General features: G+C 70.3%; 24 protein-coding genes and 2 pseudogenes. 15 read left to right on the top strand and 11 right to left on the bottom strand.

Annotation, left to right across the window (positions count from 1 at the left end):
- Nucleotides 1–87 precede the first annotated feature (87 nt).
- Complete coding sequence (locus OHS71_RS05955; protein WP_328477535.1) at nt 88–750, top strand: SDR family oxidoreductase; 663 nt, start codon at nt 88–90, stop codon at nt 748–750.
- Between the two features lie 297 nt (nt 751–1,047).
- Here the strand turns inward: OHS71_RS05955 and OHS71_RS05950 are convergent, their stop codons facing one another.
- From OHS71_RS05950 to OHS71_RS05940, 3 genes are all read right to left on the bottom strand, one after another.
- Entirely contained in the window at nt 1,048–1,410 is a 363-nt protein-coding gene (locus tag OHS71_RS05950; RefSeq protein WP_328477533.1) for a hypothetical protein, read from the bottom strand.
- A gap of 29 nt (nt 1,411–1,439) precedes the next feature.
- Nucleotides 1,440–2,099, bottom strand: a complete 660-nt coding sequence (locus tag OHS71_RS05945) for a hypothetical protein (protein WP_328477531.1) — start codon at nt 2,097–2,099, stop codon at nt 1,440–1,442.
- Nucleotides 2,100–2,908: 809 nt separating this feature from the next.
- On the bottom strand, nt 2,909–4,333 hold the full coding sequence (locus tag OHS71_RS05940) for an NAD-dependent succinate-semialdehyde dehydrogenase (RefSeq protein WP_328477529.1): 1,425 nt from the start codon (nt 4,331–4,333) through the stop codon (nt 2,909–2,911).
- Between the two features lie 348 nt (nt 4,334–4,681).
- On the opposite strand from OHS71_RS05940, the gene OHS71_RS05935 reads away from it, so the two are divergent.
- The 4 genes from OHS71_RS05935 to OHS71_RS05920 all read left to right on the top strand — a co-directional run bounded on the left by OHS71_RS05935 (nt 4,682) and on the right by OHS71_RS05920 (nt 7,258).
- The gene (locus OHS71_RS05935) at nt 4,682–5,062 is read left to right on the top strand and encodes a DUF2267 domain-containing protein (protein ID WP_328477527.1); all 381 of its coding nucleotides are present in this window, start codon (nt 4,682–4,684) and stop codon (nt 5,060–5,062) included.
- Nucleotides 5,063–5,203: 141 nt separating this feature from the next.
- On the top strand, nt 5,204–5,392 hold the full coding sequence (locus tag OHS71_RS05930) for a hypothetical protein (RefSeq protein WP_328477525.1): 189 nt from the start codon (nt 5,204–5,206) through the stop codon (nt 5,390–5,392).
- A 407-nt stretch (nt 5,393–5,799) separates the two neighbouring features.
- Entirely contained in the window at nt 5,800–6,645 is an 846-nt protein-coding gene (locus OHS71_RS05925; RefSeq protein WP_328477523.1) for an aldo/keto reductase, read from the top strand.
- A gap of 13 nt (nt 6,646–6,658) precedes the next feature.
- Nucleotides 6,659–7,258, top strand: coding sequence for an NADPH-dependent FMN reductase (locus tag OHS71_RS05920; RefSeq protein ID WP_328477521.1), 600 nt, complete (start codon nt 6,659–6,661; stop codon nt 7,256–7,258).
- Between the two features lie 40 nt (nt 7,259–7,298).
- On the opposite strand, the gene OHS71_RS05915 is transcribed toward OHS71_RS05920, so the two are convergent.
- Both OHS71_RS05915 and OHS71_RS05910 read right to left on the bottom strand, forming a co-directional pair.
- Entirely contained in the window at nt 7,299–8,354 is a 1,056-nt protein-coding gene (locus OHS71_RS05915; RefSeq protein ID WP_328477519.1) for an LLM class oxidoreductase, read from the bottom strand.
- A gap of 203 nt (nt 8,355–8,557) precedes the next feature.
- Nucleotides 8,558–8,935, bottom strand: coding sequence for a DUF2267 domain-containing protein (locus OHS71_RS05910; RefSeq protein ID WP_328477517.1), 378 nt, complete (start codon nt 8,933–8,935; stop codon nt 8,558–8,560).
- Nucleotides 8,936–9,749: 814 nt separating this feature from the next.
- On the opposite strand from OHS71_RS05910, the gene OHS71_RS05905 reads away from it, so the two are divergent.
- The 3 genes from OHS71_RS05905 to OHS71_RS05895 all read left to right on the top strand — a co-directional run bounded on the left by OHS71_RS05905 (nt 9,750) and on the right by OHS71_RS05895 (nt 11,312).
- A complete protein-coding gene (locus OHS71_RS05905) occupies nt 9,750–10,199 on the top strand; it encodes a DUF1931 family protein (protein ID WP_328477515.1) in 450 nt (149 codons plus the stop codon).
- Nucleotides 10,200–10,504: 305 nt separating this feature from the next.
- Nucleotides 10,505–11,071, top strand: a complete 567-nt coding sequence (locus tag OHS71_RS05900; RefSeq protein ID WP_328477513.1) for a type 1 glutamine amidotransferase domain-containing protein — start codon at nt 10,505–10,507, stop codon at nt 11,069–11,071.
- A gap of 82 nt (nt 11,072–11,153) precedes the next feature.
- A complete protein-coding gene (locus OHS71_RS05895) occupies nt 11,154–11,312 on the top strand; it encodes a hypothetical protein (protein WP_328477511.1) in 159 nt (52 codons plus the stop codon).
- Between the two features lie 28 nt (nt 11,313–11,340).
- Here the strand turns inward: OHS71_RS05895 and OHS71_RS05890 are convergent.
- From OHS71_RS05890 to OHS71_RS05875, 3 genes and pseudogenes are all read right to left on the bottom strand, one after another.
- A pseudogene (locus tag OHS71_RS05890) lies at nt 11,341–11,952 on the bottom strand (sensor histidine kinase); the annotation flags it as partial.
- Nucleotides 11,940–12,131: pseudogene (locus tag OHS71_RS05880) on the bottom strand (DNA-binding response regulator); the annotation flags it as partial. The pseudogenes OHS71_RS05890 and OHS71_RS05880, both read right to left, overlap by 13 nt.
- A 328-nt stretch (nt 12,132–12,459) precedes the next feature.
- Entirely contained in the window at nt 12,460–12,843 is a 384-nt protein-coding gene (locus OHS71_RS05875) for a BlaI/MecI/CopY family transcriptional regulator (protein ID WP_328477507.1), read from the bottom strand.
- A gap of 110 nt (nt 12,844–12,953) precedes the next feature.
- Here OHS71_RS05875 and OHS71_RS05870 point away from each other — a divergent pair, with 110 nt between their 5' ends.
- Complete coding sequence (locus tag OHS71_RS05870; protein ID WP_328477505.1) at nt 12,954–14,477, top strand: hypothetical protein; 1,524 nt, start codon at nt 12,954–12,956, stop codon at nt 14,475–14,477.
- Nucleotides 14,478–14,889: 412 nt separating this feature from the next.
- Nucleotides 14,890–15,819 carry a COG4705 family protein gene (locus OHS71_RS05865; RefSeq protein ID WP_328477503.1) on the top strand — a complete coding sequence of 310 codons (930 nt, stop codon included), beginning with the start codon at nt 14,890–14,892 and terminating at the stop codon, nt 15,817–15,819.
- Between the two features lie 486 nt (nt 15,820–16,305).
- On the opposite strand, the gene OHS71_RS05860 is transcribed toward OHS71_RS05865, so the two are convergent.
- A complete protein-coding gene (locus OHS71_RS05860; RefSeq protein ID WP_328477501.1) occupies nt 16,306–16,728 on the bottom strand; it encodes an FKBP-type peptidyl-prolyl cis-trans isomerase in 423 nt (140 codons plus the stop codon).
- Between the two features lie 228 nt (nt 16,729–16,956).
- On the opposite strand from OHS71_RS05860, the gene OHS71_RS05855 reads away from it, so the two are divergent.
- The 5 genes from OHS71_RS05855 to OHS71_RS05835 all read left to right on the top strand — a co-directional run bounded on the left by OHS71_RS05855 (nt 16,957) and on the right by OHS71_RS05835 (nt 21,582).
- Nucleotides 16,957–17,397: a hypothetical protein gene (locus OHS71_RS05855; RefSeq protein ID WP_328477499.1), complete on the top strand. Its 441-nt coding sequence runs from the start codon at nt 16,957–16,959 to the stop codon at nt 17,395–17,397.
- A 239-nt stretch (nt 17,398–17,636) separates the two neighbouring features.
- The gene (locus OHS71_RS05850; protein ID WP_328477497.1) at nt 17,637–18,167 is read left to right on the top strand and encodes a DUF5994 family protein; all 531 of its coding nucleotides are present in this window, start codon (nt 17,637–17,639) and stop codon (nt 18,165–18,167) included.
- A gap of 497 nt (nt 18,168–18,664) precedes the next feature.
- On the top strand, nt 18,665–19,903 hold the full coding sequence (locus tag OHS71_RS05845; RefSeq protein WP_328477495.1) for a PP2C family protein-serine/threonine phosphatase: 1,239 nt from the start codon (nt 18,665–18,667) through the stop codon (nt 19,901–19,903).
- Nucleotides 19,904–20,570: 667 nt separating this feature from the next.
- Nucleotides 20,571–20,933: a hypothetical protein gene (locus OHS71_RS05840; RefSeq protein WP_328477493.1), complete on the top strand. Its 363-nt coding sequence runs from the start codon at nt 20,571–20,573 to the stop codon at nt 20,931–20,933.
- A gap of 358 nt (nt 20,934–21,291) precedes the next feature.
- Nucleotides 21,292–21,582, top strand: a complete 291-nt coding sequence (locus tag OHS71_RS05835; protein ID WP_328477491.1) for a hypothetical protein — start codon at nt 21,292–21,294, stop codon at nt 21,580–21,582.
- Between the two features lie 552 nt (nt 21,583–22,134).
- Here OHS71_RS05835 and OHS71_RS05830 read toward each other — a convergent pair.
- Together OHS71_RS05830 and OHS71_RS05825 are read right to left on the bottom strand one after the other, a co-directional pair.
- Nucleotides 22,135–24,102, bottom strand: coding sequence for a tachylectin-related carbohydrate-binding protein (locus tag OHS71_RS05830; RefSeq protein WP_328477489.1), 1,968 nt, complete (start codon nt 24,100–24,102; stop codon nt 22,135–22,137).
- 369 nt (nt 24,103–24,471) lie between these two features.
- Nucleotides 24,472–26,382, bottom strand: a complete 1,911-nt coding sequence (locus OHS71_RS05825; RefSeq protein WP_328477487.1) for a tachylectin-related carbohydrate-binding protein — start codon at nt 26,380–26,382, stop codon at nt 24,472–24,474.
- Nucleotides 26,383–26,516 lie beyond the last annotated feature (134 nt).

Raw genomic sequence — 26,516 nt, 5'->3', positions numbered from 1 at the left:
GCCGACTTTGCGGCAACCGGGGGACCCGACCTGCCGCGGCAGTCCCGCAGCCCGGCGTGAGCGGTTGCCTGTGGCAAGAATGACCTTATGCACATGGTGATCGCGGGTGGACACGGAAAGATCGCGCGCCGGCTGACTCGGCTGCTCTCGGCGCGCGGCGACAACGTCACAGGGCTGATCCGCAACCCGGACCACGCCGACGACCTGCGGGCGGACGGCGCGGAACCGGTGGTGTGCGATCTGGAGCGCGCCTCGGTGGACGAGGTGGCCGGTCACCTCGGCGGCGCCGACGCGGCACTGTTCGCCGCCGGCGCCGGACCGGGCAGCGGCGCGGCCCGCAAGCAGACGGTGGACCGGAACGCGGCCATCCTCCTTGCCGACGCGGCCGAGCGCGCCGGGGTTCGCCGCTTCCTGGTGATCTCCGCGATGGGCGTGGACAGCCCGCCGCCGCCTGGCACCGACCCGGTGTTCGCCGCCTACCTGAAGGCCAAGGGCGAGGCGGACGCCGACATCGCCTCCCGTCCGGGACTGGACTGGACGATTCTGCGCCCGGGGCTGCTGACCGACGACCCCGGTAGCGGCCGCGTCACGCTCGCCGAGCACACCGACCGCGGCCAGGTGCCGCGCGATGACGTGGCCGCGGTGCTCGCCGCCCTGTTCCACGAGCCCAGGACCGCCCGGCGCATTCTCGAGCTGATCAGCGGGTCCACCCCGGTCGAGGAGGCGGTGCGCGCCGTGGCCGGCGGCTGACGCCGCGTTCCGCCCTCGCCCGGGTGCGGGTCATGACTCACACCCGGCCCTCGAAGTGGTTGTGAGCGAAGGTGCCGGGGTTGTCGCAGTCGCGTTGCCGGCTCTCTGGAAGTGACGGCCGATCCGGCATCGGCCGCGGCAGTCGTGATTCATGACGGTCGGGTCGACCCGGCGATGAGGACGGCTCCGGCCACCGCAGCGGCCCCGCCGCCGATCACCACACTCCCTGCGACGCCCAGGGCCACTGGGCGACCCGTCGCCGGGGGCCCGGGTGAGGGTGCACTTTTGCCGGCGCTGTCACCGGGTCCCGGCCCGCCTGCCGTCCAGCAGTCCGTGCAGGTGCGCGGCGGCGTTCTCGATGTCCGCGTATTTCTGCTGTGCGGCGCGTACCTCGGCAGAGAGCACACCGCAGCGGTGGACACGATCGAAATCGCCGTAGGGGAACTTGTACCGGCCCTTGGTCTCTTCTCCCATCTCGTCATCGATGCCCAGGTACCACCTCGCGTACTCGTTGAATCCGTGCTCCTCGAGGTAGGCATTCTCGTCCGCTGCCGAAGGCCGGTGCTCGCTCCACTCGTCCCGGTCGTCCAGGACGATCCGGCCCTCTTCGGTCAGTTTTCTTGCGTGGTTGAACGCCCTCGCGTTCAGTTTCACCGCCATGCCGTTCACCGCCCCATAGACAGTCGTGTTCAGATGTCGGCTGCTGCCGCCCCGATATCCTGCCGCGCCTGCCCCATCAGCTCGTCCAAGTCACCGACCTCAGGACTGGGTTCCCGCGCCCGTGGCGCGATCTGTTGCAGCCATGCCGCAGTGGCCAGGGCCAGTTCGACGGCCTCCCGGGTCCGCTCCTCGCCGAGTAGTTTCTCGACCTTGAAAGCAATGCTCGCGAGGGTGTCGTCATCGGTGGCAGGCACCAGGTAGGGCTCCAGGCCCGGCGGATACGGTGTCCCCTCCCGGTACTCACGCATCGCGGTCACGACCGCGGGCGCCGCGCTGTACCGGTCGAGGAGGCCCATGAAGACGTACAGGCGGGCCACCAGCCGTGGCAGGCCGGGGTGCCGATCCAGCCAGGCCATCAGCTCACGCTGATCACCGAAGTGGTTCGTGAGCTGCGACATCGCCTGCGCGACCCGGCCGGGCCAGGTCCAGTGGAAGGGCAGCAGCCGCGCCACCTGATGGGCGAGCGCCGCCTCGCCCTCCGCGTCCAGCGTGCCGGCGACGAATTCGGCGACCTGCCTGCGGTCAAGTCCGTAGCCGGCCGGCGTCGCCCGGTCCTGTGAGCTGTGCGACGAGTCGTGGCGCAGACGCAACAGCCGTGTGCCGATCTTGTTCAGTGTCCGGTTCCGCATCGTTCCTCCCAACTCGCGATGCGCGGATTGCGGGCGCGGCACCGCCTTCCTCACCCGGCGCGGCGGACCGGCCGGGTGCAGTTCTGTTCTACGCTTCCGGGGGCTGCCGCGGTGGTCCATCGTGTTCACCCTCCTGCGGTGGTTCGCCGGCCGCCATCGCCTGCTCGACCCACGAACGCAGGACGTGCGCGGGTGCCTCGCCGGCCTTGCCGACGAGCGTCTCGCCCTGGTCCGAACGACGAGGAGGGTCGGCACAGCCTGCACCTCCGAGCCGCCGACTGACCCCATGGATCTCCGACCTGTCCGAAGGCGCCGGGCTGACCATGCGGCAGGGGCCGCACCTGGTGGCCCAGACCGGGTTCCCCCCGGTGCACATGGGGAGTCTCGAGCACTCCCCAGGGTGACGAACCGGGTGGCTCCACGCCTGCGTCTGGCGAGTCAGGAATGCACAGGTCCGGTCGCCCCACGGGTACGAGAGAAGAGACGATGCCCCGGATTGCGCCGGGGAACGTGTCCACAGCCCCTCCACCCCGGCCGCCGTCCACGCCAGCCAATCCGGCGTCAACGGTGAACGGCGCCGCCAGGCCGCGGTCCGCGAACGACGCCTCCAGCGCCGCCCGAACGGCCGGCCGGTCAGGTCGTCGCCTCGGTCGACCAGGGCGAAGGCCACGAAGCGCGCCGGCCATTCCCGCGGTGCCCGGGGGAGCCGTCCCGCGTCCGGCGAGCCGCTGCTGTAGCCGCTCGAACGCAGCCTGTTCCGCTCCCACACCCCAACTCGCCAAGGAGAGCGCGGCCGCCCGGCTCGTAGGTCAGCCCAGCACTTCTTGGATCGGGGCGTCGGCGTCGACGTAGCGCACGAGCTTGCGGTTCGCGAATTCCACGATGCCCACGTCGCCGAGTTCGCGCCCGTAGCCGGAGCGCTTGATGCCGCCGAAGGGCAGCTCAGGGCGGGACGCAGTCGGGTGGTTGATCCACACCATGCCTGCCTCCAGCCGGTCCGCGACCCCGCGAGCACGTTCCGGGTCGGCGGCGAAGACCGCGCCTCCCAGGCCGTAGGGGGAGGTGTTGGCCAGTGCCACGGCCTCGTCCTCGTCGGCGGCCCGGTAGACCGTGGCGACGGGGCCGAAGAGCTCTTCCCGGTAGGCCCGCATGTCCGGTGTGACGTCGGTGAGAAGGGTCGGCTCGACGAAGGCGCCCGGCAGGTCGGGCCGCCCGCCGCCCAGCACCACTGTGGCTCCCTTGTCCACCGCGTCACGAACCTGTTCCATCAGGAGTTCGGCCGCCGCCTCGGAGGACAGCGGGCCGAGCGTGGTGGCGGGGTCGGCCGGATCTCCCGGTTGCACCTCGCTCATCCGGTCACGCAGCCCGGTGAGGAAGGCGTCGTAGACGTCGGCGAGGACGATGAAGCGCTTGGCCGCCACGCAGCACTGCCCGGTGTTGCCCATCCGTCCGAGGAACGCGGCGTACACGGTGCGCGCGATGTTGTGACCGTCCAGCACGACGAAGGGATCACTGCCACCTAGTTCGAGGACGGACTTTTTGACATTGCGGCCGGCGATCTCGCCCAGGCTCACGCCCGCCCGCTCGCTTCCGGTCAGTGACGCTCCCTGCACACGAGAGTCATCGATGATCTTCCCGACGTCTCTGCCCCGCACGAAAAGATTGGTGTAGACCCCGGTCGGCACACCCGCGTCCGTGAACAGCTGCTCGAGTGCCAGTGCGGACTGGGGGCAGCTACTCGCGTGCTTGAGGAGGACCGTGTTGCCGAGGACGAGGTTCGGGCCCGCGAATCGGACCACCTGGTACAGCGGGAAGTTCCACGGCATCACACCGAGAAGGACACCGAGCGGCTCGTTCGCCAGCACGGCCGTGCCCTCGGGCACCGGCAGGAGTCGATCTTCCAGCAACTCGGGACCGTGGTCGCCGTAGTAGGTGAGGATGTCGGACGCGAGGTCGACCTCCGCACGGCTCGAGTCGATCAGCTTGCCGACCTCGAGGGTCAGGAGGTGGGCCAGTTCCTCCTTGCGCTCCCTCATGAGCCGGCCGGCGCGTTGCACGAGGGCCCCCCGGTCGGCCGTCGACCGGGTACGCCAGTTCGGAAAGCTGCGGTGCGCCGCGTCTATCGCGCGCCCTACGTCCTCCGTGCTCAGCGCCGGGAACTCACGAACCCTTTCACCGGTGTACGGGTTGACCGTGGCGATGGGGCTTCCCTGGGCAGTGACATGGGCGTCCATGACGCCTCCCTGGAGTCGGGGCCCTTCGGGTTTCCACGCCCGGATCCGCTCACACCTCGAAACCTCCTTCGTGGCCCAGCACTCGGCCCAGGCCCGCAGCTGGGGCTGCCCCACCGGTCGCGGCGCAAGTTCGGCTACGTCGGCGCTCTCATGGCGTGGCCCTTGTGTGTGCAGTACGACGAGCTCAACCTGGCCGGCGAGGCCCTGCACACCACGGAGCGCGGAGGCGCCAAGGTGTGGGTGGTCGTGGTCACCGCCGTCCGTGCGCGGGCGGGGGCCGGGTCGGCGTGGCAGGCTTGCAGGGGGCCGCGCCGTTCGTCGCAACACAGCAGCGAAGGAGGACGACGCATGGATGAGCAGGAATTCGCACGTACCGTCGCCGAGCGCACCGGACTGAGCCGGCAGGAGGCGGCAGACCTGACCTGGGCCACGCTCGAGACGCTGGCCCACAGGCTGAGCCCCGGGGAGGCCAGGGACCTGATCACCGAGCTCCCCGAGGGCCTCGCGGACGCGGTGCGCAGGGGAACCACGGACCGCATCGAGCGCTTCGGCCACCACGACAGTGTGCGGCGCGTGGCCGAACGCACCATGCTCAAGGAGGAGGAAGCCGACAGGGGTGTGCGGACCGTACTGGCCGTGCTCCGGGAGGCGATCAGCGAGAAGGAGTTCGACGACCTGATGTCGCAGCTCGGAACGGACTTCTCCCAGGCCCTCGAATCCGCCGGGTGACTCCGGGTCCTTCGGCATAGCGCCCGTGTCAGGCGCCGGCGGCCCGGACGCTGCGTGTGCGCCGGGGCGCGGTGGCTGACGCCCGCGGCTCGCCGGTCCCTTGCGGCCGCCACGGCGCGAGGCGCACACGAAGGTGTGGTCATGACGACTGACGTGCCCGAGACCTCCTCCGGCAGATCCGTGCGTGTCGTGCTGTCGGCCGGCACCGGTCTGCCGTCGGAGATCGCCCGGGCTCTCGCCCCCCGGTTGCCCGACCATTTCCGCCGGGCAGTCCGTGACCGGGCCGGGTGGCAGGTCGACACGATGACCGCCCCGTCCCGCTCAGCGTGAGCGAGCAGGCCGACGTCTCCGACATCGCCGAGGCTGTCAGGAAACACCTGGACGGTGCCGATTGGGACGTGGGCGATCTTTCTCACCGACCATCCGCGGCGGGCCCGGCTCTACCCGATCGGCGTCGGGGTCGACACCGCGCTCGGTGCCGCGCTCATCTCCCTTGCCGCCCTGGGGTCCGCCGCCTTCGGCGCCGGGGTGCGGCAGGCCGTCCCGGACGCGAACGTCCGACGCTGCCTACGGACGACGCAGCGTGCGTCTCAGCGGATGCTGCGGCAGATGTCGCGGCCGGCTCGAGGCGGAACCGTTCTGCGGCGCATGCGACACCGGTTGTCTGGGAGGCACGGACCTGGGCACCCGGTGCGGGTGCGCGTGACACGGATCCGCGTGCGGACGGGAGGCCCGAGATGTCGGCGGAATCGGCCAGAACGATCGCGCTCCCCACCGGTGAGGAGATCGCGGCGCTCGGGCAGGGCACCTGGTACCTGGGCGAGGACCCGGCCCGGCGTGAACAGGAGATCGCCGCGCTGCGGCTGGGCGTGGACCTGGGTATGACCGTCGTCGACACGGCGGAGATGTACGGCGACGGCGCAGCCGAGGAGCTCGTCGGGGAGGCCCTCCGCGGACGCCGGGAGGAGGTCTTCCTCGTCAGCAAGGTGCTGCCCCGCCACGCCGACCGGAAGGGCACCGTCGCCGCCTGCGAGGGCAGCCTGCGGCGGCTCCGTACGGAACGGCTGGACCTCTGCCTGCTGCACTGGCGGGGACGGTGGCCGCTCGAGGAGACCCTTGCGGGGTTCACCGACCTGATGGAGGCGGAGAAGATCCGTTACTGGGGCGTGAGCAATCTCGACGTCGCCGACATGGTCGAGCTGACGGCCCTCCCCGGCGGCGACGCCGTGGCCGTCGACCAGGTGTTGTACAACCTCTCCCGGCGCGGCATCGAGTGGGATCTTCTCCCCTGGTGCCGTGAGGCCGGGGTGACGGTCATGTCCTACTCCCCGATCGAGCAGGGGCGGCTGCTCAAGGTCGAGGCTCTGGGTGCCGTGGCCCGGGCGCTCGGAGCAACGCCGGCCCAGGTGGCACTCGCCTGGGTGCTGGAACAGGGGGTGGCCGCGATCCCGCGTTCCGGATCACCCGACCACGTGCGGGAGAACCGCGGCGCGCTGGACCTCCACCTTCCCACCGAGGCGCTCGACGCCCTCGACGAGGCGTTCCCGCCGCCCCGCGGGCCCACGCCCCTGGAGATGCTCTGAAGGAGTTGACAGGATGGCGCGCCCACTCGTCGTCGGAATGGGAGGTTCGCTGCGCACTCCGTCGACCAGCCTCACCGCACTGTGTGTGGCGGTCGAGGGGGCGGCCGACGCGGGCGCCGACACCCAGGTGATCGATCTCAAGCGGCTGAATCTCCCGTTCTACACGTCCGAGCACGGGATCCCCGCGTCCGCCCGCCGGCTTGCGGACACCGTTCAGGCCGCCGACGCCCTGCTGTGGAGCAGCCCGACCTACCACGGGTCGGTCAGCGGCGCGTTCAAGAACGCGGTGGACTGGCTCGCCCTCCTGGCCGACCACGACCCGCCCTACCTCAGCAACAAACCCGTGGGGATGCTGACGACCGCCGGTGGAGTGCAGGGCCTCCAGGCGATCAACGCGATGGAGTTCATCGTGCGGTCGATGCGCGGCTGGGCCGTGCCGCTGGTGTTCGCGGTCCCGCGGTCCTCCCGGGTCTTCGACGGCGACGGACGCCTCACCGACCAGGCGGTCGCGGACCAGTTGCGCGGCCTCGGCGCGGAGGTGACCAGGGCGGCCCGGCAGTTCCGGGCGGAGGGCACGTGCGACTACGCGCAGTCCGGGGCCGTCCGGGACTGAGCCCGGCCTGTCACGCGCAGCGCGCCGGGGTCGTGCTTCCTCAGGACCCGGTCCGCTCCACGGGCCGCCGGTGCTCGCCGTGCGCCCCGAAGCGCCCGGGCGGGAAGTGCGGCAGCACGTGTTCGGCCAGTTCGTCGATCACTTCGGCGACCGGACGGCGGCTGTGCTTGAAGTTGATCATCAGCTGATCGATGCCGATGTCCTGCCAGGCCCGCATCATCCCCAGGAACGACACCCGGCCCACCGAGAAGCCCTGGTGGATGCGCCGGGGCAGGGCCAGCGGGTCCTCGGTCAGATCCAGATAGGTGGCCTGCGCGTACGGCTTGAACCCACCGCCGTCGCCCCGGGTCAGCTCCCGCCACCGCTCGATGTTCTCGGCCTGCTGCTGGAGCGGCGGGGTGTAGTACAGCCAGCCGTCGGTGTTGTCGGCGATCCACCGGACGTCCTGCCTGCCGTGTCCCGTCATCAGTACGGGGATCCGCCGGTACACCGGCTTGGGCAGCAGATCGGTGCCGCGCATCCGGCCGAGCGGCGACTCCACGTGCGGGAAACGGTGCTCGAGGACGACACGGAAGTACTCCAGCGACTGCCGGAACCTCTCGGCCCGGCTGCCCAGGTCCTGACCGAAGGCCGGGAACTCCACGGGCCGGTCACCGGTGGCCACCCCGAGCAGGAGGCGTCCGCCGGACAGCTGGTCCACCGAGGCGGCCGCCTTGGCGGTGTGCAATGGATGCCGCAGCGGCATGACGATGCTGGCTGTCCCCAGTGTGATCGAGGTGGTGCGGGCGCTGAGCTGCCCCAGGTACACCCACGGGTCGAAGACCTGCCCGGTGTCCCCGAAGCTCGGGTCCAGCAGCGGCACGTCACGGACCCATACCGAGGCGAAGCCGGCCCGCTCGGCCTGCTGGATCCGCTCGACGTGCCCCGCCAGGGACGGCACGGGCCCTTCGAAGCCCTCCAGGGGCGTGATGGCGCCAACGGTCATCCTGTCGCCGGGATACGCCCTGGCCATGGCCGCGTGTTCGGAGAACGGCCGCTGCGCCCCGCCTTCGACGTCCACGGGTGCGCCGGCTGAAGGAACTGTCGGTTGTGTCATGTGATCCTCCGGCGATTTCATGCCGGGTCTCCGGGCGCGTCAGACGCCTGCTGAGGTCGGCGCAACCGGAGCTCCTCGCGCATCCCCTGGCCGACGTAGCGCCGGCGTTCCAAGCAGGAGTGCGCTCCGCGCGCCGTGTGTCGGTGGCCGCCGGGGGTACGGCCGGTTCCGTGTCCTGGATGATGGCGCCGACCTGGCTCCGTCTAGCCGGGGGCGCCGACGAGGGCCTCGAAGTCCCGGGGCAGCTGGGACATTACGTGGCGGAACTCGCCATCACTGACCGCGTCCTTCAGGGTGCTCAGCTCCGCCCGAACGCCCTCGCGGGCCTCGTCCGGGCTCACCCCTGCTCGCCTGCTCACCCGATTGATGAACTCGTCGAGTCCGAAGGGCTCGGCTTCCGGAGTGGGAGAGACCAGCGGTTCCTTCAGCGGCTTGGGCAGTTCGGACGCGAGGTCCTCCGCCTCACCCCTGGTGAGCCGCTCGGCCAGTGTTTCCAGGGTGGCACGGGTGAGGGGCTCCGCCTTCTCCGGGGGGACGGGGGCGCGCCGGGTGATGGTGTCGAGGAAGGTGTGGTAGTCCATGAACCGTTCCCTTTCTGAAACTTTGTGACTGCCTGCCGCGGGACCTGAGACAGCCACCGAAGGGTGCTTCGTGCGTGTGGGGGTGGCGGCCTGGTGCGCGTCATGGTGCAGGTGCCTCGGAAGTGGCCATTTCCATGCTCCGGATGTGGGCCCCACCGTGCCTGCTCCCGGCGGGCGGAAAAGCGGCGGGCTCCATAGACCTGCGAGCACGAGTGCAGGCGGCCTCCGCCACTGCACAGGGGACACCGGCGCCGGTCTGCCGGGTGGGCGTCAGGGCGCCGTTCCTGTGGCGCGCGGTCGGCTTTTCCCTCCGTCGCGTTTCCGTTCGGCCCGTTCGGCCCGTTCGGCCCGTTCGGCCCGTTCGGCCCGTTCGGCCCGTTCGGCCCGTTCGGCCCGTTCGGCCCGTTCGGCCCGTTCGGCCCGTTCGGCCCGTTCGGCCCGTTCGGCCCGTTCGGCCCGTTCGGCCCGTTCGGCCCGTTCGGCCCGTTCGGCCCGGCCGGCCCGTTCGGCGTCGAGAGCGTTCGACGGAGGCGAGCTGTCGGGCCGTCAGCCACACTGCCAGGTCGATTCAGAGGCTCTCGTCCGAGGCGCTGCAATCCCGGGCAGCTTCCTGCGGAGGGACGGCCGTACGGCTGGCCGGGGGATGCCCGCGCATTCACGCTGCTCTGCCAGGGTAGGAGCGGGTGTTCTTTTTCGGCCCGGGGTGCGGAGGCGCTCAGCAGGCGGGCTCTGCGAACCTCGACCGGTAACAGCCGATGGCGGCGCCGGCTGAAGCGAACGACGCCGTCCGGTTCCCGGTAAGGAGGCGAGAGGCATGACCGTGATGGCTGTGTCGAAGTTCGAGAGGTTCTTCCGCGCCGCCGCAGGCCTCGACGTGGACAAGAACGACCTCAAGCGGTACGGCGACTTCGTGGACGCCAAGCTCTACGACCTCCTGGTCGTCGGCCAGGCGTCGGCCAAGGCCAATGGCCGGGATACCGTCGAACCGTGGGACCTACCGATCACCAAGGGCCTTCAAGAAAGCATCCACCGGTTCCGGCGGCTCGACGAGGAGGTCGATCTGAAGCCGAACCTGGAACAGCTCGCCGCGCACCCTCCGCTTGACAGGACACCCACCCAGGAGACCGAGGAGCGCTACCCCGAGATCATCGGCGGTCTCAGCGTGGCCCTCGCCGAGACGTTCAAAATCCTGTACCCGGAGGTCAAGAACCCGCAGACCAGCCACTGGGACGGCGTGACCGCGGTGTTCGACCGGCTGCTCTAGCAGTCGCGGCCCGGTGCATGTCACCGATCTGAACCGACATGCCGAGGTCCTCTACGCGCGTGTCGAAACGAACTCCTACTGAGCAAGGCAGCAGACGGATACCAGCACGTCGGCGCCCGCGGCGACGGCTGGGCTCGGACCAAAGTCGTCCTCCACCCGGACGGCAGCTCCGGCTGATACATGCTCGGGGCACCCTCGGCCGCGGCTTGCAGTCCCCGGTCCGGAAAAGGGATCCGGACCGGGCCCCGCCGGGTGTCCCTGCCGCTCGCGTCGTACAAGCAGCGACTCGTGAAGGGAGCCGTACCGTGACACAGGAACTTCAGGGGATGAGGGTGGCGATTCTGGCCACCGACGGAGTCGAGCGCGTGGAACTCGACCAGCCGCGCGGTGCGCTGCAGGGCGCAGGGGCGAAGACCGAGATCGTCTCGCTCCATCCCGGCGAGATCCAGGCCCGCCAGTTCGACCTCAACGCGGCAGGAACCTTCCCCGTGGACCGCCTGGTCGCCGACGCCTCCGTCGACGACTACCACGCCCTGCTCCTGCCCGGTGGCACCATGAACCCCGACCAGCTGCGCATGAACCGCGACGCGGTGCGGTTCGTCAGGGACTTCATGGCCAGCGGGAAACCGGTCGCATCGATCTGCCACGGCCCGTGGACGCTGGCGGAAGCCGACGCCGTGCGCGGCCGCCGCCTGACGTCCTGGCCAAGCATCCGCACCGATCTGCGCAACGCCGGCGCGGAGGTCGTCGCCGACCAGGAGGTGGTCGTCGACGGGCAACTGATCACCAGCCGCGGCCCGTCCGACCTGCCCGCCTTCTGCGCCGCCGTCGTGGAGCAGTTCGCCAGGGCGCACCATCCCATTCCCGGCTGAACCAACGGCCAGGTCGCCGCGGAGAGGGCAGGCGGTGCACGGGGGCCGTGGGCTCGCTCTCCACCCCACGGGCTGGTCATCCGTGGCGGTCGCCTCCGTACGGCCCCCGGTCCGCAGCGTCGCGCGGCCGCGTCGAACGTCGCCACGCCCGGTCACGCTGTCCTGGACGGTGGCCATCCTCGGCTTCGTCGGCCACCTGGCCGTCTCCCACAAGGACGTCCGGCGTGACATCACGCTGTGATACGCCGGTGGCGTCGAGTGCGGCGTGGTCACCCGGCAGGCAGGCTGACCACGAACCGTGCCCCGGGGGTGTGTCCGGGGTCGTACATCACCTCGCCGCCGGCGGAGCGGGCCAGGCGTCGCGCCAGCGGCAGTCCCAGGCCCGCTCCGTCGTGTCCGTCGCAGGGATCCGCGCGCCGACCGGGCTCGAAGAGCTGTCCGGCGAACGGGGGCGGTACGCCCGGGCCGTCGTCGATGACGTCGATGCGTACGCCGTCGGGTGCGCGGTAGGCGCGGACGGCGACCTTGGAACGGGCGTAGCGGCAGGCGTTGGTCAAAAGCGGGCTGACGATGCGTTCGAGGAACGCGGGTGGGACTCCGGCCTCCAGAGGCGGGCCGTCGGCGGCGACCGTCAAGTGGGACGGCGTGTCGAGGACTTCGGTGAGGCGTCGCAGCGTGGGGAGGATCTCGGCGGTGCCGGGAGCGGTGGGTGTGCCGTCGCGGGCGTCGTCGAGGAGGGTGTCGCAGATGGTGCGCATGGACTGGGCGGCCTCCGCGATGACCTTGTGGGTGGCGTGGGTCTGGTCGGCGGTGCGGGGCAGGGTCTGCCACCAGTCGAGTTCGGCGATGATCCGGCTCAGGGGTGTGCGCAGCTCGTGCGTCCGTCGGCGTCCGGCAGTCCGATGTCGAGCACGGCGCCGGAGATGTCGGGGGTGGCCAGTCGTAGGGCGGTGGCGCCGTCCGGTGCGGGTACGGGGTCGAAGTCCTCGTCGCGCAGTCCGCGGATCAGCACGTCACGCAGGGCGTGATCGTCCTCGACGACCAGGATCGTCCGGCGCATGGTCCTCCCTCTGCTCGCCTGCCACGTCCGTCTGTTCCGATGCCGTGTGCGTTCGGCCCCCTGCCGTGCTGCCCGTCGGTTCTGCCGTCCCGCGCGCCGAGCCGGGGTCCGGGTCCGCCGCACCGGGGGTCAGCCGTTCGGGAAGCCAGCGGGCCACGGCGCTCAGACACAGGCCCAGCCAGCCGAAACCATGCGGTCGCCACCGCGCTGACGACGGCGGCACCGGCCAGCACGCGGGCGGCGAGCGCCGGTGCCACCCGGCCGCCGATCAGCGGACAGACCCCGGCAAGCAGGAGCGACAGCAGGAACGGTGTGTACGCATCGACCCTCACCGTTGCTCTCCCCCCAGCAGCTCGCGCAGCGCCCGTTCCTCCTCGGCGCTCAGTCCGGTGACGAACCGCTGGAGCGCCGCTACGGGGTCCGGGCCCCGGTCGAGCGCCTCGTGCATGGCCTGCGCGGTCAGCTCGGCGGCGTCCTTGGCCGGCCGGTAGGCGCCGCGCCGCCCGTCCGCGTCCCGCAGGACGAGCCCCTTGTCGTACAGGCGCCTGAGAATGGTGTGCACGGTGTTGTAGGCGAGGTCGCCGCCCAGTTCGGCCTGGACCTCCGCCGGCGTCAGCGCCCCGTCCGCCGCCCACAGTGCGGCGAGCACCTCGCTCTCCAGCTCACCGGCGTTACGCCGTTCGGCTCTGCCCCGCGGGCCCGTGCCAGCCATGTCTGAAACCTTACAGCGCGTAGGGGCGTGCCGGACCGAGACGCCGCCGCAGACCCTACAGTCTGTAGGGTTGATCTGGCCCCACAGGCTGTAGGAGCAAGGGGTGAGTGATGAGAGACGGCCCTCAGGCCACGGACAGCGCGTCAGCCACGTCGACCGGCCCGCGCAGGCCCGACCCACCGACGGCCGTTCGCCTCACCCCACGATCCCGGGGCGAGGTGGCGCTCGCGGTCGTGGCCGGCGCGTTCACCCTGGCCCAGCTCCTTCTCGTACGACCCCGGATGGGTCTCGGCTGGGACGAGTCGGTCTACGTCAGCCAGGTCTCCTCCGACGCACCGGCCGCGTTCTTCAGCGCCCCGCGCGCCCGTGGCGTCCCGCTGCTGGTGGCGCCGGTCGTCGCCTGGTCGTCGTCCACGGTGCTGCTGCGGATCTACCTGGCCGGCCTGTCCGGTCTCGGCCTCCTCCTCGCGCTCCGCGCCTGGCAGGGCGTCTTCCCCGCCCGGGTGCTCGCGACCGCGGGCGCCCTGTTCGCCACCCTGTGGGTGACGCTGTTCTACGCCCCTCAGGCCATGCCCAACTACTGGGTCGCCATCGGCGCCCTGGCCGGGACGGGCTGCTTCCTGCGCGCCCAGGCGCACCGCTCCGACCGCGCGGCCCTGTGGGGCGTGGGCCTGAGCGCGGCCCTCATGGCCCTGATGCGCCCCACGGACGCGGGCTGGGCGGCCCTGCCCCTGCTCGTCGTGCTGGTATGTGTACGGCGGTGGCGGCATCCCGCGTTGCTGGGGGCGCTGGTCGGCGGCCTGGTCGCCGGGGCGGCCGAGTGGGTGATCGAGGCGTACGTCTCCTACGGCGGACTGGTGCACCGCCTGTCCGAGGCATCCCGCATCCAGGGCGGGCTCGGCTGGAACATCGCCGTCGGAGACCAACTGCGCGCGCTGGGCGGACGCACTCTGTGCCGCCCGTGCACCAGTGCCGCGCCCCCCGTCCTGGAGACCCTGTGGTGGTACGCCCTGCCGCTGCTCGCCGTTCTCGCGGTGGTGGTCGCCATCCGCGCCCGGCGGTCCGCCGCCACACTCGTACCGCTGGCCTGCGCCGCTTCGGCGGCCTTCCCCTACCTCTTCATGATCGGCTACGCGGCGCCCCGCTTCCTGCTGCCCGCCTACGCGCTGCTGGCCGTTCCGGTCGCCGATCTCCTGGTGCACCTGGTGCGGGCGCCCGGACGGATCCGTCGGCCGCTGACCGTGACGCTGCTGACCCTCGCTCTGGTCGGGCATCTGGCCGCGCAGCTCGTGGTGCTCAAGGACACCGTGAGCCGGACCACCGCAGCCCACCGCGAGTGGGCCTCCGTCGCCGCAGGGCTGCACCGGCTGGGCGTTCGCCCGCCCTGTCTGGTCACGGGGGTGAACGACGTCCCGATCGCCTACTACGCGGGCTGTTCCTCCGCCGCGACCGTCGGCCACGACGCCAACACCACGTCGGCCGGCATCCGGCGGACCGCCCGTCGTCTGCCCACGGCCACACTCGTGGCACCGGGCGCCGGCCCGCCCGGCTACGCCCGCGCCTGGACCGAGCACCGGGTGGCCGGCCTGCGCGTGTACCGAGCACCCACCCCGTCGGCGGGAGGGCGGCAATGAGTGCCACCGACGCTCCGCTGTCCCGCGGCCTCGGCCGGCCCTGGCAGCTCGCCGTCACCGCGGCCGTGGTGGTGGCGGCCGTCTGGGTGCTCGCCGCACACCGGCACACGGTGGACGCCGGCGCCGACCGCCTTGCCGTCGCCGATCGCGCCTGGCTGCTGGCGGCCTGCGCGGCCGCTCTGGCGACCTGGGTACCTGGCGGTGACCCGCAAGGACGTCGCGGACCCCGCGCGCGTCGCCCGGCAGGCGGCCTGAACGGCTGGGAATGCGTTCAGGAAGCGTTCAGGCGATCACCGACAAGATCGGACACCACGGCCGGCCTCCGCGGTCGGCCCGTGTGTCGCAGGGGGTGCCCGTCCTCCCCGCGGAGACAGGCGCCCTGCACACCCCCCACGAAGAGGAGTGTCCGACGATGGAGCATCCCGAAGTACTCACCGACTTAGCCGTTGCCGCCCGGCAGCAACGGGCCGCGACCACGACCAGGTCGGTGATGAAGAAACTGCCCGAGGTCACCCTCGCCTTCTGGATCATGAAGATCGCGGCGACGACCCTGGGCGAGACGGCCGGCGACCTGTTCGCCCAGACCCTGAAGCTCGGCTACTTCCTCACCACGATCGCCCTGTTCCTGCTCTTCGTGGTGACCCTGGTCGTTCAGCTGCGCTCCCGCCGCTACAACCCGTTCTTCTACTGGACGGTCATCCTGTCGACCAGCATGGCCGGCACCACGATGTCCGACTTCATGAACCGCGACGCCAGCGCCAAGTACCTCTCGAGCGGCGCCGCTTCGCTGGGCTGGGGGCCGCAGGGCCTCGGTCTGGGCTACCCGACGGGCGCGGCGATCCTGATCTCGGTCCTGGTCGCCATCTTCGCCGCCTGGAAGCTGGCCGGGATGACGTTCGTCATCCGTGACATCGTCAGCTTCCGCGGGGAGGCGCTGTTCTGGTCGGCGATCCTCGTCTCCAACACGCTCGGTACCTCGATGGGCGACTTCCTGTCCGACAGTTCGGGCCTCGGCTACGCCGGCGGGGCGGCGCTGGTGACCGGCGTCCTGCTGGTGCTGGTGGCCCTGATGCGGGTGCCCGCCGTGCCGAACGTGCTCCTGTTCTGGCTCGCCTTCGTGGTGACCCGCCCGCTCGGCGCGACAGCCGGCGACTTCCTGACCAAGCCGGTCGCGAAAGGCGGTCTCGACCTCGGTACGGCGGGCTCGTCGGCCGTGCTGCTGGCCGTGCTGGTCGGTCTGACGGGATACGCCCACGCTCAGGAGCGCCGCAGCCCCGCCCCGTCCGTTGCCTCGCCTGCGGAGACGGGCGAGTACGACCCGGCCACCGAGCGGGCCGACTGAGCGCAGACGGCGCCACGCACGTCCGGCGGGCGCGGGAGAGCCGCCGGCGCCCGCCTCCCCACCTGACTGCCGCAGCGTGTCGAGAGAGGATGCGCCAGCCGGATTCGTCCGGTGAAGAGGAGAGCGGCTACAGGAGGTGGTCCGATGTCCAGGAGGCCATGTCCGGCCTGCCAGGCACGCGACACCCTGGGGCGGAGTTCATGAAGCCCGCCCGCACCCCACCCGAACCGCCGGACCCGCCTCCCCGGGGGCTCTCGGCGTGGCGGTTCGTGGTGGTGTTCGGGGGCGTCAGTCTGCTGATGGACTTCGTCTGCGAGGGCGCTCGTTCCGTCACCGGCCCACTGCTCGCTCACCTGGGCGCCTCGGCGGCCGTGGTCGGCGGGCCGGGAGGTGAGGGCGGAGGCCGGGTCACCGAAGCGCGCTGTGGTGCTTGCGCCTTCTCCGTCGAAGCAACGGCATCCGAACCCGCCAGGCCCTGGCCGAGCGCTAGGGTTCGACCCGCCGCTGGGCGTTGCTCCACCCGGTTGCGCGGGAATACGAGTCCAGCAGGTCCACCACGAAGATCAGGGTCGACCCCGGCGGGATCAACCGTGAGGGCGACCGATCGCCGTATCCGAGCCGCGGAGGAACGATGATCTCGCGCCGACCGCCGACCTTCATCCCTCTCACTCCCCGGTCCCAGCCCTTGATGACCTTGCCGCTGCCCAGGGCGAATTTGAACGGCTCGCTCCGATCCCAGGAGGCATCGAACTCCTTCCCGGACTCGAGAGTCACCCCGACGTAGTGGACCCTGACCACCATGCCCGGTCCGACCTCCACCCCGTCACCGACGACCAGGTCCCGGATGGTCAGCTCGGTAGGAGCGTCGCCCGCCGGAACGCGGACCTCGGGCTTTGTCGGTTCACTCATTGCAGCCTCAGCACCTTCCGTCGGAAGCCGTCAGATCAGCCGGACACACGGGGACTCCATGCCGTGGGTGCTCACGCTATCGAGAGCGGCGGTATACGCCGGCGGTGATGTCAGGTGAGTCCACCCCTCGGTCCCGCTCCAAGCCCGCACCCGTCCACGGGCAGGGGTCGAATCGGCACCGGGCGAGTCGCGTGCCATCGATCCCCAGCTCACCTGGCGAGGCGTCAGATGTGTCAGACGAGTCAGCATCCACTCAGCATCGCCTGCGACGGCGACGGCCAGCAGAACCCGAAGCTTCCCACGACTGGCGATGCCACCCTGGTCCAGAAGGCGTCCGCTGCCACCGGTACCACCGCGACCGCGTTCATCGACGTGGCGGCGACCGCTTATGACAGCTACGGCCGCAGCACACTGACCACCCGCACGCCACACTCCACCGCCCCCAACAACACCAGCCTGTCCCAAAGCACCACCACCGGCTACACGCCTGCCACGGGAGAACTCCCGAGCAGCGTCGTCACCGCCACCCAGGTCACCCCCGGAGCCACCTGCACCACCAGCACGACCAGCTCCAAGGACTGCCACGTCACCAAGAGCACCATGGATCCGGCCCGCGCCCAGCCCACCGCCGTCACCGACGCGGCCGGACTGCTCACCTCGCTCACCTAAGACGCCCTCGGACGCCGCACGGGGGTGTGGCTGCCCAACGAGAGCAAAGCCACTCCCGGTCCTTTCGCTCTACGCCGCTGCGGAGGTCCCGGGATGTGTGCGTGAGCAGGCATTTCACCGATCGGCAACGAGGCCCGGAACCGTCGGCGCAGATGCTGCGGCGGGGCACGGCTTACGGTGAGAGGACGAGGTCCCGCGTTCGGCGGCGGCACCGTTTCCCGCAGACAGGCGGACAAGCCATGACCGAATCCGACATCCCTCGCGCTCCCCGTCTTCTGCCGGACGCGATCCATCGGGCCGCGAAACCCGGGACGGTCCTTCTGCGGCTGGAGACGACACGGTCCCGGGAAGGCAACCTCGACGGTGCGTGGTGGCCGCGTTCCCGCGACATCGGTGCCGAGCTGCCCGACCTCGTCCACGCGCTGACCGTCCACCTCGGCTCCGTCGCGCGCGTCGGTCTGGACGTCACCGCTTGGGATGAACTTCCCCCGCGCCTGGTGATCGACGACCAGGTCGTCCGTATCGACTCCTTTCCGGTGGGTGACGACACCATCCTGATCACTCGCGGCGACCAGGACCACTTCTCCCTTCTCGTGGTTCCGCCGCAGGCGACAGTGGAGGCCGCCCGTGCCGCGATGGCCAGGGCTGTCCGGGCCGGCAACGTCACCGATGCCGCACAGATCCTCATCGACACCGGCACCCGCAAGGCATACACGGTCCCCGTGGAGGACCCTCGGAGCGGCGAGGAACGCCACGAGCCCGAGGAATGACTTCCAGAGCCGCGGGCGCCCGTAGGTTGTATGTGCCGGGCGCTGCCTTCAAGGCGGTCGAGGCGGTGCCCCCGTCGGAGTGGATGCCCGGTCGTGGTGTCCGCCGAAGCTCCGACCGGTCACGAGCGTGATGGCGACCCAGGTGATGAGAGACGCCGAGTGCGGGATGAGCCGTTCGTGGTCGCGCGCGTGTCTGCGGGCTGACGATCTTGAGGGCGCGGCCGAAGAACAGGACTTCCTTCGCCGCGTCGCGGTCGGTCACGCCGGCCGGGGTGACCATGACGGACAGCGGCAGGCTCTGGTCTTCCGTGCGCCGTGCGCCGTGCGCCGTGCGCCGTGCGTCGCCGTCCTTGCCGCGCATCATCTCCGCGCCGGACGTTCACCGAATCAGCTCCGCGAAATACATGGCGTTTTGACCTGCCGTGACCGCTCACCGATTGACGCTCACCGTGGAGGTTCCCATGCTGTAGGAGGGGCTTGTGGAAGGGGCCACGGCCGTGAGTAGTGGACAGAGTGCACTTCCCCGGTTGCTGACGGCCGCGGAGACGGCGGCGCCGGTGGCTGCCGTCGATGTGGTCGCCGAGCACCTACGGCGGCGTTTCGAGGCCACGAAGGTCTCTTTTCTCATCGTCGACCTGACGGGAAAGACGGTAGTGCGGCTGTCGACCGCCGGGGCGGGCGAGGGCGGGCGGGAAGCGGAGCGGATTCCCATGTTCGGCAGCGCCTACGAGCAGGTGGTCTGCACCCAGCGGCTGTACCAGGAGGCGAGCAGCCAGGGGCAGCGGGTGATCGTGCCGGTCACCAACCGGGGGGACGCGATCGGGCTGCTGGAAGTGCTTCTGCCGGCCGCCGCCGGTGAGGACGTCCTCGATGGGGTCAAGGAAGCAGCCCACGCCCTGGCTTACATAGTGATCGCCAACGGACGCTTCACCGACCTGTACACCTGGGGCAAACGCTCCCGTCCCCCCACTCTGGCAGCGGAAATCCAGTACCAGCTGCTGCCCCCGTCGCTGTCGTGCGAGGCTGCGCAGTTCACCCTGTGCGGGAGCATGGAGCCCTCCGAAGACCTCAGCGGCGACACCTTCGACTACACCCTGGACCGCGACACTCTGCACGTGTCGGTGACCGACCCCATGGGCCACGACATCGACGCCGCGTTGGCTGCCACGGTCCTGGTGGCCGCCCTGCGCGGCGCCCGTCGCACGGGAGCCGGTCTGGCCGAACAGGCCCACCGGGCTGACCAGGCGCTGGCCGACCACGGCCAGGGGCATGCCACCGGGCAGCTGCTGCGCGTCAACCTCAGCACCGGGCGGGCCCAGCTGGTCAACGCCGGGCATCCCTGGCCACTGCGCGTGCGTGAGGGGACCGCGGAGGAGATGGCCTGCTTGGTGGACCGACCCTTCGGGCTGTCGGTGTCCGCGCGTCACCCCTACCGCGTTCAGGACGTCGATCTGCGCCCCGGTGACCGTCTGCTCATGCTCACCGACGGCATGCTCGAACGTCATGGGGGGACGGTCGACCTGCCTGCCCTGCTGGAGCACACCCGGGACCTGCACCCGCGGGAGACGGCGCTGATGCTGACGTCCGCCGTCCGTGAGGCTGCAGGCGGCCGGCTCGAAGACGATGCCACCGTGATGTGCCTGGACTGGCACGGCCCTCAGGAGACCGAGCGGCACGTGAACTCCGGCGCGGACACCCGGCAGGCTTCGGCCGGCCGTACGAAGCCGTGGCCATGAGCCGTCAGTCAGGTGGCCGCATGGCGCGCAGGAGGTAATTCAGGGTGGCATCGAAGCGGATGCTCCCGGATTCGACGGTATCCAGCGCTTGCGCGCACTCGCTGGTGCGGCTGGTGTTTCGGTGTCTGTCAACGCCGGTCACGCGCGGACGAGGCGACAGGCCATCTGGTAAGTCAGCATGCAATCAGCATGGGACCGGGCGGTCTTTCGTACGTGGCCCTGGTCGACGGCTTCGCGGCAGCTTGGTCAGCGCAGTTGCGCAGATGAGGGACCTGCTCACCGCGGCGCTCGATGTTGTGGCAAGCCTTCGATTCGAAGGCAGGCCAATGTACAGTGAATGACGCCCCTGACCTGCAGAGAGCTGGCGGGGAGCCGTCTCTAGGAGTCCAAAGTGCTGCGTACTCTGTTCAAGTCCAAGATCTAGCGTTTGGGTGTTTCCGCAGGTCAGAGCCCTGATTGTCGCCTCCGGGTCAGTCAACGGTCAGCATCGGGCGCGGGAGCGTCCCACCTGCTGACCAGATGGCGGCAATGACGGGGGACCTGGACACAGGTGCCTGGCTCCGCTTGGCAGGTTCGCTGCGTGACGCGACAGCCCATTCGCTACATGGGTCCTGAGTGAATGGGCTCATCCACCATGCCGCCGCCTCCCAGTAGCGATACTGGATGTATGGACCCGACGATCGCCGCCCCCCGCGCCGAGGTGCTGCGGGGCCGTTACCGCAGCCGACTGCCCGAGCGCTTGCAGGAGCTGGCCGGCCCGGTCGAGGGCAGCGTGGACCTGCCGCTACACATCGTCTGGTCCGGGCGGACGAGCTACAGCCTGGACCGTCCGAAGTCCCGCATGACGCTCTACCGGACCGTCCTCGCCGAAGGACTGCGCGAGGACCTGGTGGCTCTCCTGCACCACCGGCTGCTCACCGAGCAGTGGCCCGTACTGCGGCGCTTGATCAGTCCCTACTTCCGCGAGGTCTGGGAGGGCGCCTTCCCTGAGCTGCTCCGCACCTCTCCGGCCGACACGACCGCCGCGTGAAGCTCACTCCGCTCCACGAGCGTCTCCTCACCGACATCCTCGACGTCGGCTCCCCTTACCCCTGGTCCTCACCGGCGGGTACGCCGTGCAGGCCCACGGCCTGGTCGAACGCTTCAGCCGCGACCTCGACGTCGCCACCGAGAATCCCGCTCCGATGCAGGTGATCGTCGCCTGACTCACGGCAGGTCTCAGTGCGCGCGGATGGCGGACCACGCACGTTCAGACCGATTCGCTCAGCGGTCGGTTCCTCGTCACCGATCCGGACACCGGCGAGGAGTGCGAGGTCGACGTCCTCTAGGAGGCGTTCTGGGCTCCGCCCGCCCAGACCCCCTACGGCCCCGTTCTTTCCCTTGACGACGTGATCGGCACCAAGGTCCGCGCTCTCGCCGACCGCGGCACCGTCCGCGACCTCATCGACATCCTGCCTCCCGTCACCGCTCCACCGCCGACCTCGAATCACTGGGCCGCCGTCGCACCCGCCGAGTTCAGCCTCGAAGACCTCCGGGACCGGCTCATCGGCGCGGACTGGTACGAGGATGAGGACTACACCGCGTACGGGCTCACCTCCCGGCAGATCGAAGAACTCAAGGCGTGGGCGCTGGAGTGGGCGGAGGATCTGGGTGCGCGAATTCATGACGAGGACGCCTGAGAGCGGTCACGCGTCCATCCCCTTAGGTTCCGTTTCCACTGCCCGCAGGCAGTAGGGCGACGCGAAGAGGTTGCAGGAGCTGCGCCGCGTGGTCCGGCACGGAACGTCCGGCCTCTCCTTAGCTTGGCGGGCCCTGCACGAGGAGGCGGCGCTCGATCTGCTCCTGGAGGACCTCGGGTGAGGACCCGGCCGGGCGGTGCACCGGAGCGGCGGACGCGCCGACGGCACACCGGAGCGCAAGCTGTGGGACGGCAGTTGGATGAGAGCGAGCCCTCGTGGCCGGCAGCGACCGTCGGCGGTGGCAGGCGGAGCGACGGCTCCGAGGAGGATCAGGGGCAGCGCGACGAGGGCGGCGACGAGGGCCTGTTGCGTAGCCGGGACACGGCGGCGCAGACCTTTCTGGTGCGGTGAGGACCTGGCCGTTTGCAGACCGCCGCCCTGCCTGCCCCGTCCCCGTGCCGACAGGACGGAAGGAAGCAGGGCAGAACGGGCGGCGGTGGAGGCGGGCGGCGTGCCGACCGGCGGGCCGCCACGGCCCCCTCTACGGTGTGGTCACTTGGCCGGCGGGGTGGGCAGCTTGTTGTCCTGGAAGTCCGGCGCGTCGGCCTCGGCGCGCATCGCGCTGAGCGAAGAGGTCTGCTGGACCTGGTAGATGCGGGTCTGGTTGTCGGAGGTGCGGAAGGTGTAGGCCCAGGTCGGGCCGGTGGGGTTGGTGTAGGTGAAGGCGGTCGGTTCGGTGGCCGATGTTTCGAAGCTCACCTGTTGCCAGGTGCGCCAGGCGCCGCTGCCCTGGGTGGTCTCGCCGGTGTTGTGGATGTAGCCGTCGGTGCCGCGGACGACGACCTCGGTGAGGCCGGTCAGCGGGGAGATCACGGCGCTGGGGGAGCCCTGTGCGGTGACGCCGGCGGCGGTCTGCCAGGTCCCGTAGGCTCCGCCCTCTGCGGACTGGGCGGTGGTGACCACGTTGCCGCTCGTGTCCGTGGCGAAGACGCGCATCCGGTAGCCGGGGTAGATGATGACCGACGGGGTGCCCGTGATGGCCTGGGTGCCGATGGCGGCCCATGCCGAGAGCGTGCCGTCCTCCTTGAAGAGGGCGGTGGAGAGGGTGCCGTCGGCCTTTCTGCCGAAGAGCTGGATGCCGTCGCGCACGGTGACGGCGGTGAGGGGGCCGGTGAAGCCGGTGCCGGACAGCGGAATCCAGCCCATGAAGTCGACGTTGGCGCGCTGCTGGATGCGGTACCAGGGCTTGCCGCTCGCGTCGAGGGCGAGCTGGGTCATGAGACCGGTGGGGGTCTTGCCGGTGACGGCGTGCTGCTGCACGGCGCCGGCCAGATCGATCCAGTTGCCCCAGTCGGCGCTGCTCACGGCGGTCTGATTGCGCTGCCAGACGCTGCCGGAGGTGTTGTGGGCGGTGACGACGACACGGCCGTCGGTGTGCGCGGAGAGCGAGGGCCGGCCGGTGAAGGCCTCCTGGCCGGAGATCACCGTCCACTGGGCGCCGTTGATGTCGGCCGGGTCGGTGCGGCCGTGGACCAGGCGGCCGATGTTGTCGGTGTAGGCGAGCTCCAGCTTGCCGTCCGACGCCTGCATGACGGAGTTGGGGGTGTACGACTCCAGGGGCACCGGCGTGGCCGCGGGTGTGTGGTTCACGTTGAGCTTGCAGATGTCGGGCGCCGCCGAGACCGAGACGTAGCCGGCCCAGCCGGACGCCTCGACCTGCTTGTTGTAGACGGGCCAGTCGCGGATGTCCTCGTCGAAGCGGTAGTACCCGACCGCGCCGTTGCCCTTGACGCGGAACAGCGTTTCACCGCCGTACGACGGCATGAACTTGGTGTCGCTCCAGTCGGCGGCGGACTCCAGCACGTGGCGTTCGATCCAGCGCTGGGTGGTGTAGTCGTAGCGCGAGCGGTAGAGCTTGCCGTCGGTCGCGTCGCGGCCGTAGATGACGCCGCGGTCGCCCGCGAAGATGGCGTCGTAGTTCCAGCCCATGTCGACGATCTTGCCACTGCCCTCGACGAACTCGTCGGCGGTCGCGTCGTAGCGGTACCAGCGCAGGTCGTTGGTGGCGCCGGAGAGCGTCCATATGAAGCCGCCGCGGTCGATGGTGATGTCGTCGATCCGGCCGGCGGCCCTGAACTGGGCGAAGCTGGAGCTGATCTTCCGGTGGTGGACGTCCCAGGTGCTGCTGGAGCTGATCCGGTGGCTGTAATACAGCCCGTCCGACTTGATCCCGTAGAAGGTCGCTCCAGGGCCGGCGAGCATATGGCCGTAGCCGGTCCAGGTGGTGTCGATGGTGCTGCCGGCGGGCAGAGCATTGCCGACCGCCGGGTCCGGCATGTCGGTTCTGTTGAGCTTGCCGGCGGAGTCAAGGGTGTATGTGGCCGCGTTGGAGCCGCAGGTCAGCGACACGGCAGCCGCCGCGGGAGCGGACGGCAGCGCGCCGGTGAGCGGAAGGGCGGTCGCCAGGGCCGTGGCCAGAGTAGTGGCGGAGATCAGTGCGCGAGGTGAAATCCGGTTCATGACATGGACGTTAAGCGTCGGACGGTGAACGCTGCCGTTTCAACCAGGTGAACAAAGATCTCCAATAGCGGATCTTGAAGGTGAACGGCGGAGTCAACCGGCCATGCAGAATGCTCAGTTGACGGAAAATTAGCTTGATTACCCGGCCTTGGGCCAACTCGTCGGCGGGAACGCCGTACCGGCCGCCTGGCTGACCCGCAGGCGGGAGCCGGTCGCGAGGTGCTTCGAGCAGCCTCGTTCCCGCCGGGCGGCTGTCCTCGGTGTGGCCGTCGACGAATGGCGCTGTGACGGCCGTAGGGCGGGTGCCGTGTGAACGGGGGTGGGCGTCCGGGGAGGGCTGCTCGTTCTCGCCCTCCCCGGACGGTGTGGTCACTTGGCCGGCGGGGTGGGCAGCTTGTTGTCCTGGAAGTCCGGCGCGTCGGCCTCGGCGCGCATCGCGCTGAGCGAAGAGGTCTGCTGGACCTGGTAGATGCGGGTCTGGTTGTCGGAGGTGCGGAAGGTGTAGGCCCAGGTCGGGCCGGTGGGGTTGGTGTAGGTGAAGGCGGTCGGTTCGGTGGCCGATGTTTCGAAGCTCACCTGTTGCCAGGTGCGCCAGGCGCCGCTGCCCTGGGTGGTCTCGCCGGTGTTGTGGATGTAGCCGTCGGTGCCGCGGACGACGACCTCGGTGAGGCCGGTCAGCGGGGAGATCACGGCGCTGGGGGAGCCCTGTGCGGTGACGCCGGCGGCGGTCTGCCAGGTCCCGTAGGCTCCGCCCTCTGCGGATTGGGCGGTGGTGACCACGTTGCCGCTCGTGTCCGTGGCGAAGACGCGCATCCGGTAGCCGGGGTAGATGATGACCGACGGGGTGCCCGTGATGGCCTGGGTGCCGATGGCGGCCCATGCCGAGAGCGTGCCGTCCTCCTTGAAGAGGGCGGTGGAGAGGGTGCCGTCGGCCTTTCTGCCGAAGAGCTGGATGCCGTCGCGCACGGTGACGGCGGTGAGGGGGCCGGTGAAGCCGGTGCCGGACAGCGGAATCCAGCCCATGAAGGTGTTGTTCGGCACGTTCTCGAGGCGGTACCAGGGCGCACCGTCGGCGTCCGCCGCAAACTGCACCAGCAGCCCCGAGGGTGTCTTCGCCGTGCGGGCGTGCTGCCGCATCGCGCCCGCCAGGTCCTTCCAGGCGGCCCAGTCGGCACTGGACTTGGCGGCCTGGTCGCGCTGCCAGACGCCGGCGGAGGTGGTGTGGGCGGTGACGACGACGCGGCCGTCGGTGTGCTCGGCGAGCGAGGGCCGGCCGGTGAAGGCCTCCTGCTCGGAGATCACCGTCCACTGGGCGCCGTTGATGTCGGCCGGGTCGGTGCGGCCGTGGACCAGGCGGCCGATGTTGTCGGTGTAGGCGAGCTCCAGCTTGCCGTCCGACGCCTGCATGACGGAGTTGGGGGTGTACGACTCCAGGGGCACCGGCGCCGCCGCCGGCGTGTGGTTCACGACAAGGTTGCAGTTGTCCGGCTCGGACGTGACGTTGGGGAAGTTCTGCCAGCCGCCGGCCGCCACTTGCTTCGCCAGTACGGGCCAGGTGCCGGTGTTCTCGTCGTAGCGGTAGTACATTGCGGCGCCAGACGTCTGCACGGCCACCACGGTGTCGCCGCCGCCGGCGGTGATGGTCTTGAAGTTGCCCCATCCCGCGGAGCCGACAAGGACGTGGCGCTCGATCCAGCGCTGGCTGGCGAAGTCGTAACGGGAACGGTAGAGCCTGCCGTCGGTCGCCCGACCGTAGAGAACGCCCGAGTCGCCGGCGGTGATCAGGTTGTAGCGGTCCCACCCCCTGTCCAGGACCTTCAGCGACCGCAGGCCCTCGATCGAGGCGTCGTAGCGGTAGGCGTACAGCTGGCCCAGGTTGTCCGCGACCCACAGCCAGCCGGACCGGTCGACCGTGGCCTGCTCACGATCTGCCGCGTTCGACAGCCATCCGAGGGCGGTGCTGACGCGCTTGGGGGCCACGTCCCAGGTGCCGGATTCCGTGCGGTGCGCGTAGTAGGTGCCATCCGACTTGAACGCGTAGAACTGCCCCGCCGGGCCGGCGAGTACCTTCCCGTACGACCCCCAGCCCGCGGTCACCTTCTGATAGGAGGAGAAGGGCGAACCGGCCAGCGGATCGGCCATCGTGTACTGCAGGAGCTCACCGGCCGCGTTGGTGACGTAGGTACGGCCGTTGGCCGGGCAGGTCGCCGAATCGGCGGCGCGTGCCGTGCCCGGCGCGGCGACGAGCAGCGGCAGTGCGGCCGCTGCGGCCGCTGTCACGGAGACCAGTCGGCCGACTCTGCGGTGTGGAGTTAATGCCATGTGGATTCGTCGTGTCCTTCCGTCGAACAAGGTGCCCCAGGGCAGCCTGCTTCGTGGCTTCCGGCGGAAGCCCCCTGTGAGCGTGATCCGTA

This window comes from Streptomyces sp. NBC_00377 (genome assembly GCF_036075115.1).
GTDB lineage: Bacteria > Actinomycetota > Actinomycetes > Streptomycetales > Streptomycetaceae > Streptomyces.
This window is presented reverse-complemented; position numbering and strand designations above follow the sequence as displayed.

What these genes read in the sequence shown, in the direction of transcription:
- OHS71_RS05935 (WP_328477527.1), top strand. Translation starts at nt 4,682, where the DNA reads ATGGATGAGCAGGAATTCGCACGTACCGTCGCCGAGCGCACCGGACTG.
- OHS71_RS05950 (WP_328477533.1), bottom strand. Translation starts at nt 1,410, where the DNA reads ATGGCGGTGAAACTGAACGCGAGGGCGTTCAACCACGCAAGAAAACTG.
- OHS71_RS05860 (WP_328477501.1), bottom strand. Translation starts at nt 16,728, where the DNA reads ATGAGTGAACCGACAAAGCCCGAGGTCCGCGTTCCGGCGGGCGACGCT.
- OHS71_RS05930 (WP_328477525.1), top strand. Translation starts at nt 5,204, where the DNA reads ATGACGACTGACGTGCCCGAGACCTCCTCCGGCAGATCCGTGCGTGTC.
- OHS71_RS05915 (WP_328477519.1), bottom strand. Translation starts at nt 8,354, where the DNA reads ATGACACAACCGACAGTTCCTTCAGCCGGCGCACCCGTGGACGTCGAA.
- OHS71_RS05905 (WP_328477515.1), top strand. Translation starts at nt 9,750, where the DNA reads ATGACCGTGATGGCTGTGTCGAAGTTCGAGAGGTTCTTCCGCGCCGCC.
- OHS71_RS05870 (WP_328477505.1), top strand. Translation starts at nt 12,954, where the DNA reads ATGAGAGACGGCCCTCAGGCCACGGACAGCGCGTCAGCCACGTCGACC.
- OHS71_RS05940 (WP_328477529.1), bottom strand. Translation starts at nt 4,333, where the DNA reads ATGGACGCCCATGTCACTGCCCAGGGAAGCCCCATCGCCACGGTCAAC.
- OHS71_RS05945 (WP_328477531.1), bottom strand. Translation starts at nt 2,099, where the DNA reads ATGCGGAACCGGACACTGAACAAGATCGGCACACGGCTGTTGCGTCTG.
- OHS71_RS05920 (WP_328477521.1), top strand. Translation starts at nt 6,659, where the DNA reads ATGGCGCGCCCACTCGTCGTCGGAATGGGAGGTTCGCTGCGCACTCCG.
- OHS71_RS05850 (WP_328477497.1), top strand. Translation starts at nt 17,637, where the DNA reads ATGACCGAATCCGACATCCCTCGCGCTCCCCGTCTTCTGCCGGACGCG.
- OHS71_RS05875 (WP_328477507.1), bottom strand. Translation starts at nt 12,843, where the DNA reads ATGGCTGGCACGGGCCCGCGGGGCAGAGCCGAACGGCGTAACGCCGGT.
- OHS71_RS05865 (WP_328477503.1), top strand. Translation starts at nt 14,890, where the DNA reads ATGGAGCATCCCGAAGTACTCACCGACTTAGCCGTTGCCGCCCGGCAG.
- OHS71_RS05910 (WP_328477517.1), bottom strand. Translation starts at nt 8,935, where the DNA reads ATGGACTACCACACCTTCCTCGACACCATCACCCGGCGCGCCCCCGTC.
- OHS71_RS05830 (WP_328477489.1), bottom strand. Translation starts at nt 24,102, where the DNA reads ATGAACCGGATTTCACCTCGCGCACTGATCTCCGCCACTACTCTGGCC.
- OHS71_RS05855 (WP_328477499.1), top strand. Translation starts at nt 16,957, where the DNA reads ATGTGTCAGACGAGTCAGCATCCACTCAGCATCGCCTGCGACGGCGAC.
- OHS71_RS05840 (WP_328477493.1), top strand. Translation starts at nt 20,571, where the DNA reads ATGGACCCGACGATCGCCGCCCCCCGCGCCGAGGTGCTGCGGGGCCGT.
- OHS71_RS05955 (WP_328477535.1), top strand. Translation starts at nt 88, where the DNA reads ATGCACATGGTGATCGCGGGTGGACACGGAAAGATCGCGCGCCGGCTG.
- OHS71_RS05925 (WP_328477523.1), top strand. Translation starts at nt 5,800, where the DNA reads ATGTCGGCGGAATCGGCCAGAACGATCGCGCTCCCCACCGGTGAGGAG.